Below are 13997 nucleotides of genomic sequence, written 5' to 3'. Positions count from 1 at the left end.
CGGGCCACTACGGCACGGGGTGCGCGGCGGCCCAGCGGACCAGCTCCGCGGTCATGGCACGGTAGCCCTCGTAGGTGGGGTGCAGCAGCTCCTGGTTGGCGGTGAATGAATCGGCTGCCTGCAGCAGGCCGGAGACATCCGCGGCATGCACAAACGGCTCTTGGCTGCAGGCGCCGTGCCCGGCCAGGGCATTTTCGACGGCGTCCACGTAGTAGAGGTTCGGCGCGGCGGAGCTCTCCACGGCGGACCGGATGACGGCGTTCAGGTCATTGATGAGGTCCCGCCCGAAGCGTTGTTCCTCGGGACTGAGCCGGCCGCAGCCGCCGTCGGGCTCGTCAAAAAGCTGGGGATACGGAAGCACCAGCACCGGAGCGGAAACCGCAACCGCGACGCTGTCATAGGTGTCTGCTAGGTCCGGCCGGAGGGTGGCCAGCTGCTGCGCCGCGTGCGCGCCCAGCGCCGGATCGTCGCTGCAGGGCGTGGCTTCGAGGAGGCAGGCCTGCAGGATCCCGGCGAAGTCGAGGTTGTTGCCACCCACCGACAGCACCACCAGGGTCGGGTCGAACACGCGCAGCTGCTCCAGCTGCGCGGGGACGGTGCCCGGGTCCGCGGCGGGGCCGTCCCCGGAATCCGTTGCGGCCAGCCGCTGCGGCCCGGTCAGGTGCCCGGTGGTGGCCCGGGAACACGCCAGATTCGCGATGTCCTGCGGGGCAAACAGTTCCGCAGCGGGCGGGTGGAGGCTGCGGTGGCAGGAATCCCCGCCGCCGGCCACGGCAGGCTGGTACTCGCCGGCCCCCTCCCCCGCCGCAAAGGAGTCGCCGAGGATGGCCAGGCGTCCGGCGTCGCCGGTTGCCTGGGCGAGCCAGGCGGAGGGCCGGGGTGGTTCCGGCGTTGGGGTTGAGGTTGGGGTCGGGGTCGGGGCGGGATTGGGCGCCGCCGCCGTCGTACGGCCCGACGGCGGACCCGCGGCAGGTGCGGTCGAGCACCCGGAGAGCAGTGCCGTCGCGCAAACGACGCCGGCCGCGAGCCGCAGTGCCGCATCCCGGGAGGCTGATTTCTTCATGAGCGTCCCTTGAGTCACTGAGCTGGAGGAAGTTAAACGCCGGCGGCCGGCGTCGTTGGCGGTGATAATCCGTGCCAACGACGCCGGCCGCCGCTTAGTACCTATTACTTAGTGCCTGTTACCGGCGGCGGCCCAGCGCCTCGTTCACGGCCGGATCCCCGAGCTGGCTCAGCCAGCTCAGCAGTGCCGGGTACGTGGACGGGTTGCCTGCCACCACCACGCGTGCGCGCGGGTGGGTTGCCAGCTGCTGGAGCCTGGCCAGGGGTGTGGCCGGGTCGGCGGCTTCGGCAAGCAGGGCTGCATCGGGATCAGCAACGGGAGCACGCCGAACGGTGTCCTCGGACACCTCTTCCTGGACCGGAGCCGGCTCGGCTACGGGTTCCTGGACGGGAGCGGTCTGGACAGGTTCCTGGGCGGGATCCTTTGCCTGGGCCTGTTCCTGGACCGGTTCCTGGGCGTGAGCCGACTGAACCGCAGGTTCCCCAACGGGAGCTGTCGATGCAGCGGTGGCGGGGGCCTGCTGTTGCTGCGGCTGAACCGGCTGGACCTGCTGCGGGAACTGCTGCTGCGGCTGAACCGGCTGGCCCTGCTGCGGGAGCTGGCCCTGCTGCGGGAACTGCTGCTGCTGACCAGCAAAGAAGGCCTGCTGCGTCGGAATGCCCGGCTGCTGGGCCTGTGCCGGTGCCCCTTCAAAGGCAAAACCGCTGCCGGAGTTACCGGATGTCGGAAGCGACTTGAAGTGCGCCCGTGCAGCCTTGTCCAGCCAAAGCACGGCCAGTACGGCGAACGGCATCACCCAGGTGAGCACCATGATCAGGGACGTGACAGTTCCGGTCGGCAGCAGTACAACGTCCATCGAATCATCTTCAAAGTCCTGGACTTCGAAGAGGATCATCAGGATCAGGGACAGGACAAACACGGCACCGGCGTACACACTGCCCATGACAAAGGCGGAACGCTCGTCGCGCCCAGCGAGCTTCCGGACCACCACGGTGGCGGCGACCAGCAGGAGCGCCAGGACGAGCCCGACGGACCAGGTGGCCACGCCGTCCAGATCGTCCACCACCGTCTGCACCAGGCCAACCAGCATGAGTACCGCCAGGGCAGACGCCAGGACCAGGGTCAGGACCAGGACCGGCCGGAGGGCCGTGAAACGGTCCGCCGGGGCTACTGCAGTGCTGCGGGTGGTGCGGGCGACGGACGGAGCGGAAACTGCAGCGCCGAAGGCCATCCAGAACAGGATGGAGAACCATGCGGAACCCGGGAAGTAGGCCAGCCCAACCGTCTCCACACCCATGATTGCCAGCAGGGAAAGGAAGGCCGCGCCGACGCCGAGCGCCACACCGGCGAAGCGCCAGGTGTCAGACCCACGGAAGACCTTGAACGCAATAAGTGCAAGGACCGCAACCGAGAGGAGCCCGGCAAGGCACTGTGCGATCACGTAGGTCCAGAAACTGCCGGAGAGATCGCTCATGTAGTCGCCCGCATCGACGGCAAACGTGATGATCTGCACCAGGGTGGTGAGAGCCGCCAGCCCCACGACGCCCAGCATCACGAACAGCCAGCGCCGGTGGCGTGCCGCATCAACATCGCCGGGAGCGATCTCTCCGCTGCGTGGCTGTGCCGCGAGGAGGGCACCGGCGAGACCGAAGGCGACGGCGCCGCCCAGGTAGCGGGAGCCGTCGTCGCCAAAGCCCGAGACCATGCTCAGGACAAAGTAGACCAGCACCAGAATGATGTATGGAAGGTTCGCGAGGAGGCGGATGTCCTGGATTTTCCGGTATCCAACCGTCGGGCCGAAGACGCCGGCACGCCACAGGTAGCTGACGCCCACGGAGAGGATGCTCAGGAGGGTGATCAGCAGTACATCAACGCGGGTGCCCGCTTTGCTGCCGTCGTCGTAACTGCCCGTGCTCGTCCAGGTCATGAACAGCGAGGCGACCAGGGCCAGGACGGCAATACCGTCGCGGACATAGTCACTGATCGGAACCCCGGCAAAGGGAGACGGCCGCTTGGTGCCGGGCTGGACTGGCGCCTGGGCCTGGCCGTAGCCCGGGTTGCTGTTCCCCGGGTACTGCTGCTCTTGACGCTGCTGCTGGCCTGGCTGACCGTAAGGCGGCTGGCCGTAACCCTGGCCGGGCTGGCCGGGTGCGCCGTAGCCATGGCCCGCCTGGCCGGGTGCCCCGACTGCGGCGAGCTGCCGGTCTTCCATGGGCTCAGCGCCGGGGGTCCCGGCCGCTGGTGTTCCGGGTTCGGCAGCAGGCGCCGATGCAACGGGCGCTGCACCTATGGCGTACCCACACTCCGCACAGAACCGGCCCCCCGGTTCTTGTTGTTTGCCGCATTCGGGACAGAATTTCATATTGCCTTCCTTGAATCTTCAAAAAATCGTTGATGCCGGTTCTCCGGCAGACCCGGCCGCAGGCTAAACCGCCCGCCGGGAAGCCTGCTACTTCGTCTTGACCGCGACCGTATAGCTCACGAGGTCGTAGTCGCTCTCGGGCGTCGAGGACAGCATGTGGACCGTCAGCTCATGGTCCTTGCCGTCATTGGGGTAGGCGATGGAGTAATCGACCCTCTCCCCTTTCGGGATTTCAAGCTTCTCTTCCTTACCGTCCAGCGATATGCCGAGTACCACTGTCGAAGTCGATGAGCCGACGGCGCTGATCTCCAGATCGGCTTCGACATCGGTTCCCGCGATGGTGTGGCTCTTCATGGTTTCCTCCGCAGATTCAGTGGTAAGCACACCAAAATCGCTGCTGATGTATGAGCCGGAAGGCACTGAATCTGCCGAATAATCCGAATCGTCCGAAGAGTACGAGGAGTCCGAAGAGCCGTAGCCCTTCGCCTCGACCAGGGTCAGCTCGGAGGAGTACTTGAAGTCGTTGCCCTGCTCGGCGAATTCTTCCTGCCACTCGGAGCCGGCAAAGACCACGAGCTTGTAGTCGCCCGCCTCGACTTCCTCGCCCCATCCGAGGTCCGTGATCTTCTCCTTGCCGTCCTCCGAATAAACCAGCATGTCGCCGAACTCGTATTCCTCTTCGGCCTCCAGCGCCATGTCCTCGTCCACGGTGAGGTTGAGGACGGCGAAGCCTGCCGAGTTGAATTCCACGTCGGTGGATTCGTCCACGCTGATGTCTCCGGTGGTGTCCTCGGTGTGCGCGATCTGCAGCATGGCCAGGGCCTGCTCACGGGTCAGGGAATCACTCCAGTTGATGATCCAGTCCGCAACGGTGTGCCCCAGGCTCACCCGCCACTTGCCGTCCTCCTTGATGGTGGTCAGGCTCATGATCTTGGCACCGCCCAGCATCTCCACGGAGGGATCAATGGAGTAGCCGGAATCGCTGAGGCAGATGCTGTCGGATTCGCTCTCGCCCTCGATGCATTCGCCATTCAGGGTGATCTTGTCGCCGTATTCGCTCTCGACCGTAATGTTCTCGACAACGGCGACAGCACGGTCCCCGTCCTTCTCACCGTCAGCAAACCGGACGTCGTCGATGTTCAGCTCTTCCCCGCCGGCACCTGCCATGATCTCGTCGAACATGTCCTGGTACAGGTACAGCAGGCTGCCTTCATGGATGGACAGTGTGCCAGCCAGCGGGGTCAGGCTTCCTTCGGAAACCACGTTCGGCACGGCCTCCACCGCGGCCTGCGCAGCTGCAGCGGGGCTGTCGCTTCCGCCGGCCGATTCGGGGACGCTGCCGCGGCCAAAGCTTCCGGTCTCGTTGATCATTTCGGCAATGCTGTACAGCGGGCTCACGTACCAACGGCCGTCGCGTTGGGTGGCAATGAGCGTCAGCGGGGAACCATCCGGTCCCATTTCGTTGAGCTGGACGGTCTCATCGATCTTTGCTTCGTCCTCGTAGCCGGCGGCCTCGAGCCCGGAGCGGATGGCTCCCGTGGTTTCAGCCGGATCCAACTGGAACCGTGCCTCGCCGGTGGTGTACTTGATCAGCGCGGTCTCGTCATCGATCTCGGTGACCTCGGGGTCTGCGCCGTCAAAGGTGATGCTGATGCCGTCGAAAGTCAGCTCTTCACCATCTTCGGAGTCCTCGTCGGAAATCTTGCTGACGGCTTCCTCCAGCCGGAATTCCTCGGCTTTGTCCTCCAGCTGTTCCTGGATGCGCTGCATCGGTTCGCGTTCCTCGGGCGGGACCATGGTGGCCAGTCCGATGAAGTCCTTGGACTCAATGGCCTCCACCATCTTGTCCGCGGCTCCTTCGGCAGACCCGGCACCTCCGCGGACCATGTTCTGCACGAAGAAGAACGCCGCTAGCCCCAGGACCGCGAGGAGGGCCAGCACGGAGACCAGGATGATGATCTTGCGGGAGGGCTTCTTACCGCCCGACGACGGTGCGCCGGGTCCGGCGGGGCCCTGCGGCCCAGTGGGTCCGCCGCCGACGGAACCGCCGTTGTTGGCTCCCGGTACACCCGGACATGCGGCTGCCTGGCCCGCACCTGCGGGGCTGGCGTAAGCGGAGCCGGCCTGACCGGATTGTCCGGCAGTGTGCGCGACAACGGGCGGATCGAAAACGGAGGTTGCCGCAGCGGGTACGTGCATCGGTGCCTGCTGCTGGTTGCTGTGCTGCGGCTGCCCGGGGGACTGCTCGAACCGCTGCGTCGGCTGCTCGGGGCTCTGCTCGAACCGCTGGGTCGCCTGCTGGTCGACCGCCTGCTGGGAGTCTGCGGCCTGCCGGGGCGCGGCGTCGTGCGTTCCGGCGTTCGGTGCTGCATCAGATTCAGTGCCGGGGGATGCGGCGGTCACGCCGTGCGTCTGCGCCGGCTGTGCTGCCTGGCAATTGGTACAGAATTTCCAATGCGGCTGCAGTTCAGCGCCGCAGGACGTGCAGTGTTTCAAGACTCCCCCAGGATGCCAGAAAGGACCCGGGAAGGAGTAAGTGATGGTCCCCCCGAGCCAACAGATACGTATCGCACAAGACCCTAGCACGGGCCGTCACGGGCTACTGGTTAAAAGGAAGGGAAGTTCCGACCCGGTTCCTTCCCCGGATTCAGACGCAGATTCGGGGAAGGTTCAGGGGCTGAGGGTGGCATAGACAACGTAGTTGTCGTCGAAGGTCCCGGTGGCGGGATCGAAACCGTCGCAGGTGATCAGCCGAAGTTCGGCGCCTGGCGTGTTGCCGTAGACGGCGAGCGTCGGAAACTCGTCTTTGCCGTACTGCTCTCCACGATCAACGGAGAATACTGCCGTGCTCCCGTCCTCCCTGGCAATCTCAAGCCGGTCGCCGGGTTTCAGGGTCCGCAGTCCGGCGAAGACCCCCTCGCCGCCGCCGGTGGCGTTGACGTGCCCCAGCAGCACAGCCGGGCCGCGTTCCCCCGGCGTAGGCGAGCCGGTGTACCAGCTTGCCGGCGAGCCTGGCTGCACCGGCGGAACCTCGAGGGAGCCGTCCTCCCGCAGTCCCAGCTGCAGGAGCCTGGATTCGGTGCCGGTAGCCGGGATAGATAAGGACACCGGTGCGGAGCGGGCCAGTACCGGAGGTTGCTCAGCCGGCGGGGCTGCAGGCTGGCTTGGCGCGGCGGCCGTGGCGGGATGCCGTCATGGGAATCGACGCTTCAGCTAAGAGTCAGTCTTAGGCGTTGGCACGACGGCGGAATGCCATCGCTGCGCCGCCCAGGGCCAGGACACCGGCGCCGGCTACGGCAATTCCGGCGGCGTTGCCGTTGCTGGCTGCTGCCTCCACGCCTGTGTCGGCTCCGCCTTCGGGCATCGCAGCCATCTGCGAACCGGCGAGGGTGCCGCAGGCCGCGGGGAGGGTCGCTGCGGCAGGCAGCGTCTCATCGAGGTCGGACATCTTCTCCGCTGCGGCGGCGGGCATCAGCGCGGGATCCACGCCGTGGACTACGACTACCGCGGACCCGTCCTTCAGCGAGGCTGCGGTCTCGGGAGTCAGTTCGAAGGTGCGCTCGTAGGTGTAGGCGGATCCGCCCGGGAAGCGGTCCACGGCCAGGGCGGAGTCTGCGCTGGTATCGCCCTCGGTGGTGAGGGAGTTGCCGATGTGGCCGTAGAACGGGTGGCCCTCGGTGGTGTTGACGACGCCGTCGCCGTCGGTGTCGGCGTCGGGACCCGGGCAGACACCCTGCGCGGCGATGTGGATGTGCTGGGCGTGTGGGAAGGGACCGTCCATGAACGTTTCAGCCGCACCGGAGACGTTGACCGTCACCTTGGCTTCCATACCGTGCACCTCCACCATCGCCTGGCCGGTGGTGCCGGAATTATTCATGGTGTTCAGCGTGGCCTGGCTCGACCAGGAGTCTTCGCCGTGGGCCATGGCGGGGCCCGTCGAGAGGGCCAGCGCACCCAGGGCCAGGGTGGGAACGGCTAGCAGGCGCATCTTCTTGTTCATGATCGGTTCCTTCGTCGTGTCGGTGTGCACATCGAGGTGCTGTGCATCGGTGGTTAGACATGGAAGGTTCGGAGCCGATCCGTTCCCGGATGGGTTCCAGGAAAAAATACTTTGAAATCTTCACCGGCTACTTGTCCGGGGAGAAAGGGACGAGACCCATCCGGCGTCGGCCTGGCTGCGAACACCGGGTATGGAGACCCGGTATCTGAGCGGTGCAAAAGTATGACAGTGTTCTCAGCGAACATATCCCCGTCCGTTGCCGCGGCCGGGTGCCGTCGCCGAAGGGATGACCTGTGGGAGCCCATGACTGACCCCGGGACCGGTCCGACGGACTCCACCGCCTGGCGTGCGCCCTCCGCGTTGCCGGAAACTCCGGAGGATGGCCAGGGGGCCGGGCTCGCCGATCTGGTGCGGCGCTGCGGGGAAGGGGATGAGTCCGCCTTCGCGGCCCTCTACGATGCCACCTCGTCGAAGGTGTACGGGCTGGCGGTGCGGGTGACCCGGTCTCCGGAAATCGCCGCCGAGGTTGTCCAGGAGGTTTACCTGATGGCCTGGCAGCAGTCCGCGCGATTCGACCCGGCCCGGGGAACGGTGCTGGGATGGTTATGCACCCTTGCCCACCGCAGGGCGGTGGACCGGGTACGCCAGGTGGCCCGGGAAAGGGACCGGGAACAGACCTACGAGGACCAGCGGACGGGAACGCCAGTGGACCAGACGTGGCAGGAAGTGGAGCAGGGAATGAACACCCACGAGGTGCGCAACGGGTTGAGTGCCCTGACTCCTCTTCAGCGTGAAGCTGTTGCCCTGGCCTACTATCAGGGATTCACCTATCAGGAGGTCGCCCTGCGCCTGGACATCCCGTTGGGCACCGCCAAAGCCCGCATCCGTGACGGGTTGAAGAAGCTTCGGTCAGCATTGGGGGGACGATCATGAACGAGCACAGCCGGAACGCCGGGGATCTCCATGAGCTGGCCCCGCTCTACGCCGTGGACGCCCTGGAGCCTGCGGAGCGCGAAGAATTCGAACAGCATCTGGCGGAATGTCCGCGCTGCCAGGCTGAGGTTGCCGATTTCGCCGACGTCACCGCCCACCTCGCCGCCGGAACGGCTTCGACTCCCCCGCCTGCCCTGCGGACTTCCGTGCTCGCTGCCATCCACGGCACCAAGCCGCTGCCCGGCCCCCAGGCCGTGCCCGCCGTCGTCGTCTCCCTGGAGGAACGACGACGGCGCCGCGGCCGCCGTCTGCTGGCCGCAGCCGCAGCCGCGGTGCTCCTCCCGGGAATCGCCCTGGGCGGGTGGAACCTGGGCGTCCAGTCAGAGCAGCGCCAGCAGGAACAGCTTGCAGCTCAGGAACAGGGCCGGGAAAACCGGCTCCTCGCCGCACCGGACCTCGCCACCCACCGTGTCGACGTCAACGGCCGGCCGGCCACCCTGGTCGTTTCGCGGGAGGAAGACGAGGCCCTGTTCGTCGCGGACTCCCTGCCCGATCCCGGCGAGGGGCGGGAGTACCAGCTATGGCTGCTTGACGGCGACAATCCCGTTCCGGATACGCACTTTTCCGGTGGGGACGTCAGCATCTGGCTCAGCGGCGACGTTGCCCGGGCCGGAGCCGTGGCCCTGACGGTGGAACCGGCGGGCGGTTCCACCACCCCAACGTTCCCGCTCGTGGCCGTGGCCGAGATCTAGGAACCGGAGCGGAAACGCAACATCCCGCTGCACATGCAGCGGGATGTTCTTTATGCGGATGGAGCGGTGGAGGCTAGCGGCCGCGGCGGGCCAGGGCCTCGTTCACGCCGGCGTCGCCAAGCGCGCCGAGCCAGGCAAGCAGCTCCGGGCCGGCAGCCGGGTTCGCGGCCACGGCCGGGCGGGCCAGCGGATAGTCGGTGGCCAGCTCCTGCAGCCGGAGGGGATCTGTTCCGGGGTCCTCGGCCTGGGCCAGGATGGCAACCTCGGCGGGATCCACCTCGGCAGGCGCGGCGGCGGATGCGCCGCCGCTAACGACGTCGGCCGCCGGAATGTTCATGACGGGTTCCGTGCTGCCGTTCCCATACATTTCGTCCTGCATGCAGTCCTCCTTCAAACGGGTGCCTGAGTAAGCAGGCTTTCCATTATTCTTTCAGACCACCGGGGCCGCCGACCAATCATGGGAGCCGCCGCTGCGGTTTCGTGGACTCCCCCACGGCTACCCTCTCCGCGAACGTCACCGGCAGTAGTTGCCCGCGGCATCAGGGGTGCGACATACTGAAGCCTAATTCTTCTCGAATCCATCCATCCCTACTTGGTTTTTGCCCTTCCCGCCCCCACCGGCTGCGCGCAGGAACTGAAGGAGCTGCAAGCAGAGTGTTCTTCAAAACTTTCGGTTGGTCGTTTGTTATCACGGCCGCTGCGCTGGTCACGGCGTTCTTCTACGGCGGGGTAGAGGCACTCATTCTCTGCGCCATCCTGGGCGTCCTTGAAATCAGCCTGAGCTTCGACAATGCCGTGGTCAACGCGCGCATTCTCGAAAAGATGAGCGAATTCTGGCAGAAGATGTTCCTCACCGTGGGCATCCTGATCGCCGTCGTCGGCATGCGCATCGTTTTCCCGCTGGTCATTGTGGGCGTCACCGCCAGCATCAACCCGATCGAAGCCCTGCAGCTGGCCCTCGAGAAGGGCGACCCGGATGAGCCCGGCAGCTACGGCTACCTGCTCCACGAGGCGCACCCGCAGATTGCCGCCTTCGGCGGCCTGTTCCTGCTGATGCTCTTCCTGGACTTCATGTTCGAAGACCGTGACGTCCGCTGGCTGCGCTGGCTGGAAACCCCGTTCGCCAAGATCGGCAAGGTCAACGGCGCCTCCCTGATCGTCGGCCTCGGCGCCCTGCTGGCCGCCGGTGGCCTCTCGGATCCCTCGCACACCACCGACGTCTTCGTCGCCGGCGCTGCCGGCCTGATCACCTACCTGCTGGTCACCGGCCTGGGTGACATGTTCGACGTCGACGGCGACGACGACTTCGATGCCGACGACGCCGAGGCACGTGCCCCGAAGTCCGGCAACGGCGCCCTGGTGAAGGCCACCGGCAAGGCAGCCTTCATGCTCTTCCTCTACCTGGAAGTCATTGACGCGTCCTTCTCCTTCGACGGCGTCATCGGCGCCTTCGCCATCACCTCGGACCCGATCATCATTGCCCTGGGCCTTGGCCTGATCGGTGCGATCTTCGTCCGGTCCCTGACCGTGTTCCTCGTGAGGCAGGGCACCCTGGATGAGTTCGTGTACCTGGACCACGGCGCCCACTGGGCCATTGGCGCCCTTGCGACCATCCTGCTGCTCACCATCGAAATCGAGATCAACGAGGTCATCACCGGCCTGATCGGCGTCGTCTTCATCCTTGCGTCGCTGACTTCCTCGATTGTGCGCAACAAGCGCGCAGCGAAGTCCGGCGCGGCCAAAGAACCTGTCTACACCAAATAAAGAAGGAGAATCATGGGCCTGAGCCTGCAGAAAGGTCAGTCGCTTTCACTGACGAAGAAGGACGGCGGAGCGCTGAGCAAGACGCGCCTGGGACTGGGCTGGGATTCCGCAGCCCCGGCCAAGCGCGGACTGTTCGGAGGTAAGAAGACCGCCGAAGTTGACCTGGATGCCTCGGCCATTTTCTTCGACGCCAACGGCAACGCTGTTGACCAGGTCTGGTACGGCCAGCTCGCCAGCAAGGACGGCTCCACCAAGCACACCGGCGACAACCTCACCGGTGCCGGCGAGGGCGATGACGAGGTCATCCTGGTGGATCTGGCAGCCGTCTCCCCCGCGGTGCAGAACATCGTGTTCGTGATCTCCAGCTACAGCCGGCAGACCTTCGACCAGGTGCAGAACGCCTTCTGCCGCCTGATCGACGATTCCACGCCGGGCAGCCCGGAGATTGCGCGCTACCAGCTGACCGACGCCGGTACCCACACGGCCATGGTGATGGCCAAGGTTGGCCGCGAAGGCTCCGGCTGGAGCTTCAAGGCCATCGGCGAACGCGCCCAGGGGCGTACCGTCATGGACCTGATCCCCACCGCAGCCCGCTCGCTCTAACCACCCGCCCGTCCGTAAGGAGAGCACCTTGTCCGGCCTGACTCTTTCCAAAGGAAGCAACCTTTCCCTGACCAAGGCGGATCCAGGCCTGGAACGGGCCCTGATCGGCCTGGGCTGGGATCCGCGCACCACCAGCGGAGATCCGTTCGATCTGGACGCCTCCGCACTGCTGCTCGGAGCCGACGGCAAGGTGCGCTCCCAGGACGATTTCATTTTCTACAACCAGCTGTCCGCCAAGGACGGCTCGGTGGTCCACCTGGGCGATAACCGCACGGGCCAGGGCGACGGCGACGACGAGCAGATCCTGATTGACCTCAGCATCCTGACCGACGACGTCGACCGCGTGGTCATTGTGGTCTCGATCGACCAGGCGGACGCCCGGCACCAGAACTTCGGGCAGGTGCGCGATGCGTACTGCCGGGTAGTCAACCAGGACACCGATGCAGAGGTGGTCCGCTACGACCTCAGCGAGGATGCCGCGGCGGAAACCTGCATGATTTTCGCCGAGATCTACCGCAACCGCGGTGAATGGAAATTCCGTGCCATCGGCCAGGGCTACGCGTCCGGCCTGTACGGGGTCGCCACCGACTTCGGCATCACCCTCGACTAATCTCCACTTCGTCTACAAGGAGCTGAACACCATGGCAGGACTGACCCTCACCAAGGGAAACAACCTTTCCCTCACCAAGACCGATCCCGGACTGCAGAAGGCCGTCGTCGGCCTGGGCTGGGACCCGCGCACCACCACGGGCGAGCCCTTCGACCTTGACGCCTCCGCGCTGATCATCGCGCCCAACGGCAAGGTGCGGTCCTCCGACGACTTCATCTTCTACAACCAGCCCGCCGCCAAGGACGGGTCCGTCACCCACCTGGGTGACAACCGTTCGGGCGCCGGCGAAGGCGACGACGAGCAGATCCTGATCGACCTGACGCAGATGGCCGACGACGTCGACCGCGTGGTCATCGTGGTTTCCATCGACCAGGCGGATGTCCGGAACCAGAACTTCGGTCAGGTCCGCGGGGCATACTGCCGCGTGATCAACCAGGACAATGACAGCGAAATTGTCCGCTTCGACCTCAGCGAAGACGCCGCACCGGAGACCTCCATGATCTTCGCCGAGGTGTACCGCAACAACGGCGAGTGGAAGTTCAAGGCCGTTGGCCAGGGCTACGCCACCGGTCTGGCCGGCATCGCAACCGATTTCGGTGTGCAGCTGGGCTAGACTCGCTTTTTCAGTTACACCCTGCGGGGAGTGTTCCGCAGGCCGGGACACTCCCCGCATCCGTATACGCAGCTCATCCAAGAAAAGGCTGGACCATGACCTCACCGCTGACTCCCCCGGACGCCACCGAAGCCGCCCTGGTGCTGAACGCTCCGGAACCGCCCGCTCCGGTCGCTCCCGAGAGCGCTCCGGGCATGGTTCCGGTGCCGGAGGAACGCCGCGTCGAAATCGCCGCCCAGGCCAAGTCCTTCATGGAGGAAGTGTCCAAGCTGGATGCACGCAGCCCGGAATTCACCGCACAGGTGGATTCCATCAACAAGCTGGCCGGCGCGGAAATGGTGCAGTCCGCCGGGTATTCCTCCCGCCTGCTGGACCGTTCCTCCACCTCGGTGAACGGGGCGAAGAAATCCGGCAACGACGCGCAGAAGAAGGTCGCCGTCACCCTGGGCGACCTGCGCAGCACCGTCGAGGACCTGACCCCGAACCAGGCGAATCTGGGCACCGGCCGCAAGATCCTGGGCATCATCCCGGGCGGCAACAAGCTGGCCAAGTACTTCCAGAAGTACGAGTCCGCCCAGGTGCAGCTGGACAAGATCATCAAGGCCCTGATGGCCGGCCAGGATGAGCTGCTCAAGGACAACGCCGCCCTCGCCGGGGAAAAGGTCGAGCTGTGGAAGACCATGCAGACGCTGAGCGAATACTCCGTGCTCGCCGAGTCCCTCGATGCCGCCTGCGTGGAGAAGGTCAACAAGCTCAAGAACTCCGGGCAGATTGAGCAGGCCAACGCCCTGGAGGCGGACGTGCTCTTCCCCATCCGCCAGCGCCGCCAGGACATCCTCACCCAGCTGGCCGTGTCCGTGCAGGGCTACCTGGCCATGGACCTGATCCGCAAGAACAACGTGGAACTGATCAAGGGCGTCGAGCGCGCACGCACCACCACCATTTCCGCGCTGCGCACCGCCGTGATTGTTGCCCAGGCCCTGGCCAACCAGAAGATGGTGCTGGACCAGATCGACGCGGTGAACACCACCACGAACAACATGATCCTGAGCACCAGCGAAATGCTCAAGGACCAGACCGCCCGGATCCACCAGCAGGCCTCCACCTCCGGCGTGAGCGTGGAAACCCTGCAGAAGGCGTTCGACAACGTGTACCAGACCATGGACGCGATCGATACGTTCCGCTCCGAGGCGGCCCGCAACATGGAGGGCACCGTGAAGTCCCTGGAGTCCACCATCACGCAGGCCAAGCCGTACCTCGAGCGGTCCCGCCAGAGCGAGTCCCGCTAGATGCCGGA

At 65.6% G+C, this 13997-nt stretch carries 13 protein-coding genes; 7 read left to right on the top strand and 6 right to left on the bottom strand.

The annotated features are described in order from the left end of the window. Positions 1–7: 7 nt before the first annotated feature. The 5 genes from LOC60_RS09140 to LOC60_RS09120 form a co-directional block, all read right to left on the bottom strand. Positions 8–1063, bottom strand: a complete 1056-nt coding sequence (locus tag LOC60_RS09140) for an SGNH/GDSL hydrolase family protein (protein WP_230024566.1) — start codon at positions 1061–1063, stop codon at positions 8–10. A gap of 118 nt (positions 1064–1181) precedes the next feature. After that, positions 1182–3275 carry a DUF7937 domain-containing protein gene (locus LOC60_RS09135; protein WP_230024564.1) on the bottom strand — a complete coding sequence of 698 codons (2094 nt, stop codon included), beginning with the start codon at positions 3273–3275 and terminating at the stop codon, positions 1182–1184. Positions 3276–3512: 237 nt separating this feature from the next. Next, positions 3513–5828, bottom strand: a complete 2316-nt coding sequence (locus LOC60_RS09130; RefSeq protein ID WP_230024562.1) for a hypothetical protein — start codon at positions 5826–5828, stop codon at positions 3513–3515. Positions 5829–6095: 267 nt separating this feature from the next. Beyond that, positions 6096–6551, bottom strand: a complete 456-nt coding sequence (locus LOC60_RS09125; protein WP_231713331.1) for a class F sortase — start codon at positions 6549–6551, stop codon at positions 6096–6098. A gap of 100 nt (positions 6552–6651) precedes the next feature. Then, the gene (locus tag LOC60_RS09120; RefSeq protein WP_230024558.1) at positions 6652–7425 is read right to left on the bottom strand and encodes a hypothetical protein; all 774 of its coding nucleotides are present in this window, start codon (positions 7423–7425) and stop codon (positions 6652–6654) included. A gap of 303 nt (positions 7426–7728) precedes the next feature. Between LOC60_RS09120 and sigK the strand changes: the two genes are divergently transcribed. Continuing rightward, entirely contained in the window at positions 7729–8358 is a 630-nt protein-coding gene (gene sigK, locus LOC60_RS09115; RefSeq protein ID WP_230024556.1) for an ECF RNA polymerase sigma factor SigK, read from the top strand. Further along, positions 8355–9110 carry an anti-sigma factor gene (locus LOC60_RS09110; RefSeq protein WP_230024554.1) on the top strand — a complete coding sequence of 252 codons (756 nt, stop codon included), beginning with the start codon at positions 8355–8357 and terminating at the stop codon, positions 9108–9110. Before sigK ends, LOC60_RS09110 begins: the two co-directional genes overlap by 4 nt. 73 nt (positions 9111–9183) lie before the next feature. On the opposite strand, the gene LOC60_RS09105 is transcribed toward LOC60_RS09110, so the two are convergent. Further along, positions 9184–9489, bottom strand: coding sequence for a variant leucine-rich repeat-containing protein (locus tag LOC60_RS09105; protein ID WP_230024552.1), 306 nt, complete (start codon positions 9487–9489; stop codon positions 9184–9186). Between the two features lie 275 nt (positions 9490–9764). Here LOC60_RS09105 and LOC60_RS09100 point away from each other — a divergent pair, with 275 nt between their 5' ends. From LOC60_RS09100 to LOC60_RS09080, 5 genes are all read left to right on the top strand, one after another. Then, the gene (locus LOC60_RS09100) at positions 9765–10874 is read left to right on the top strand and encodes a DUF475 domain-containing protein (protein WP_230024551.1); all 1110 of its coding nucleotides are present in this window, start codon (positions 9765–9767) and stop codon (positions 10872–10874) included. 12 nt (positions 10875–10886) lie between these two features. Continuing rightward, a complete protein-coding gene (locus LOC60_RS09095; protein ID WP_230024549.1) occupies positions 10887–11477 on the top strand; it encodes a TerD family protein in 591 nt (196 codons plus the stop codon). Between the two features lie 28 nt (positions 11478–11505). Continuing rightward, positions 11506–12087 carry a TerD family protein gene (locus LOC60_RS09090; protein ID WP_230024547.1) on the top strand — a complete coding sequence of 194 codons (582 nt, stop codon included), beginning with the start codon at positions 11506–11508 and terminating at the stop codon, positions 12085–12087. A gap of 31 nt (positions 12088–12118) precedes the next feature. Then, entirely contained in the window at positions 12119–12700 is a 582-nt protein-coding gene (locus tag LOC60_RS09085) for a TerD family protein (protein ID WP_230024545.1), read from the top strand. A 95-nt stretch (positions 12701–12795) separates the two neighbouring features. Then, positions 12796–13989 carry a toxic anion resistance protein gene (locus tag LOC60_RS09080; RefSeq protein ID WP_230024543.1) on the top strand — a complete coding sequence of 398 codons (1194 nt, stop codon included), beginning with the start codon at positions 12796–12798 and terminating at the stop codon, positions 13987–13989. Positions 13990–13997: the final 8 nt, after the last annotated feature.

The sequence above is a fragment of the Arthrobacter sp. zg-Y769 genome (assembly GCF_020907405.1).
GTDB lineage: Bacteria > Actinomycetota > Actinomycetes > Actinomycetales > Micrococcaceae > Arthrobacter_B.
Note: the sequence above shows the minus strand (reverse complement) of the source record. Positions and strands in the feature narration are given on the sequence as shown.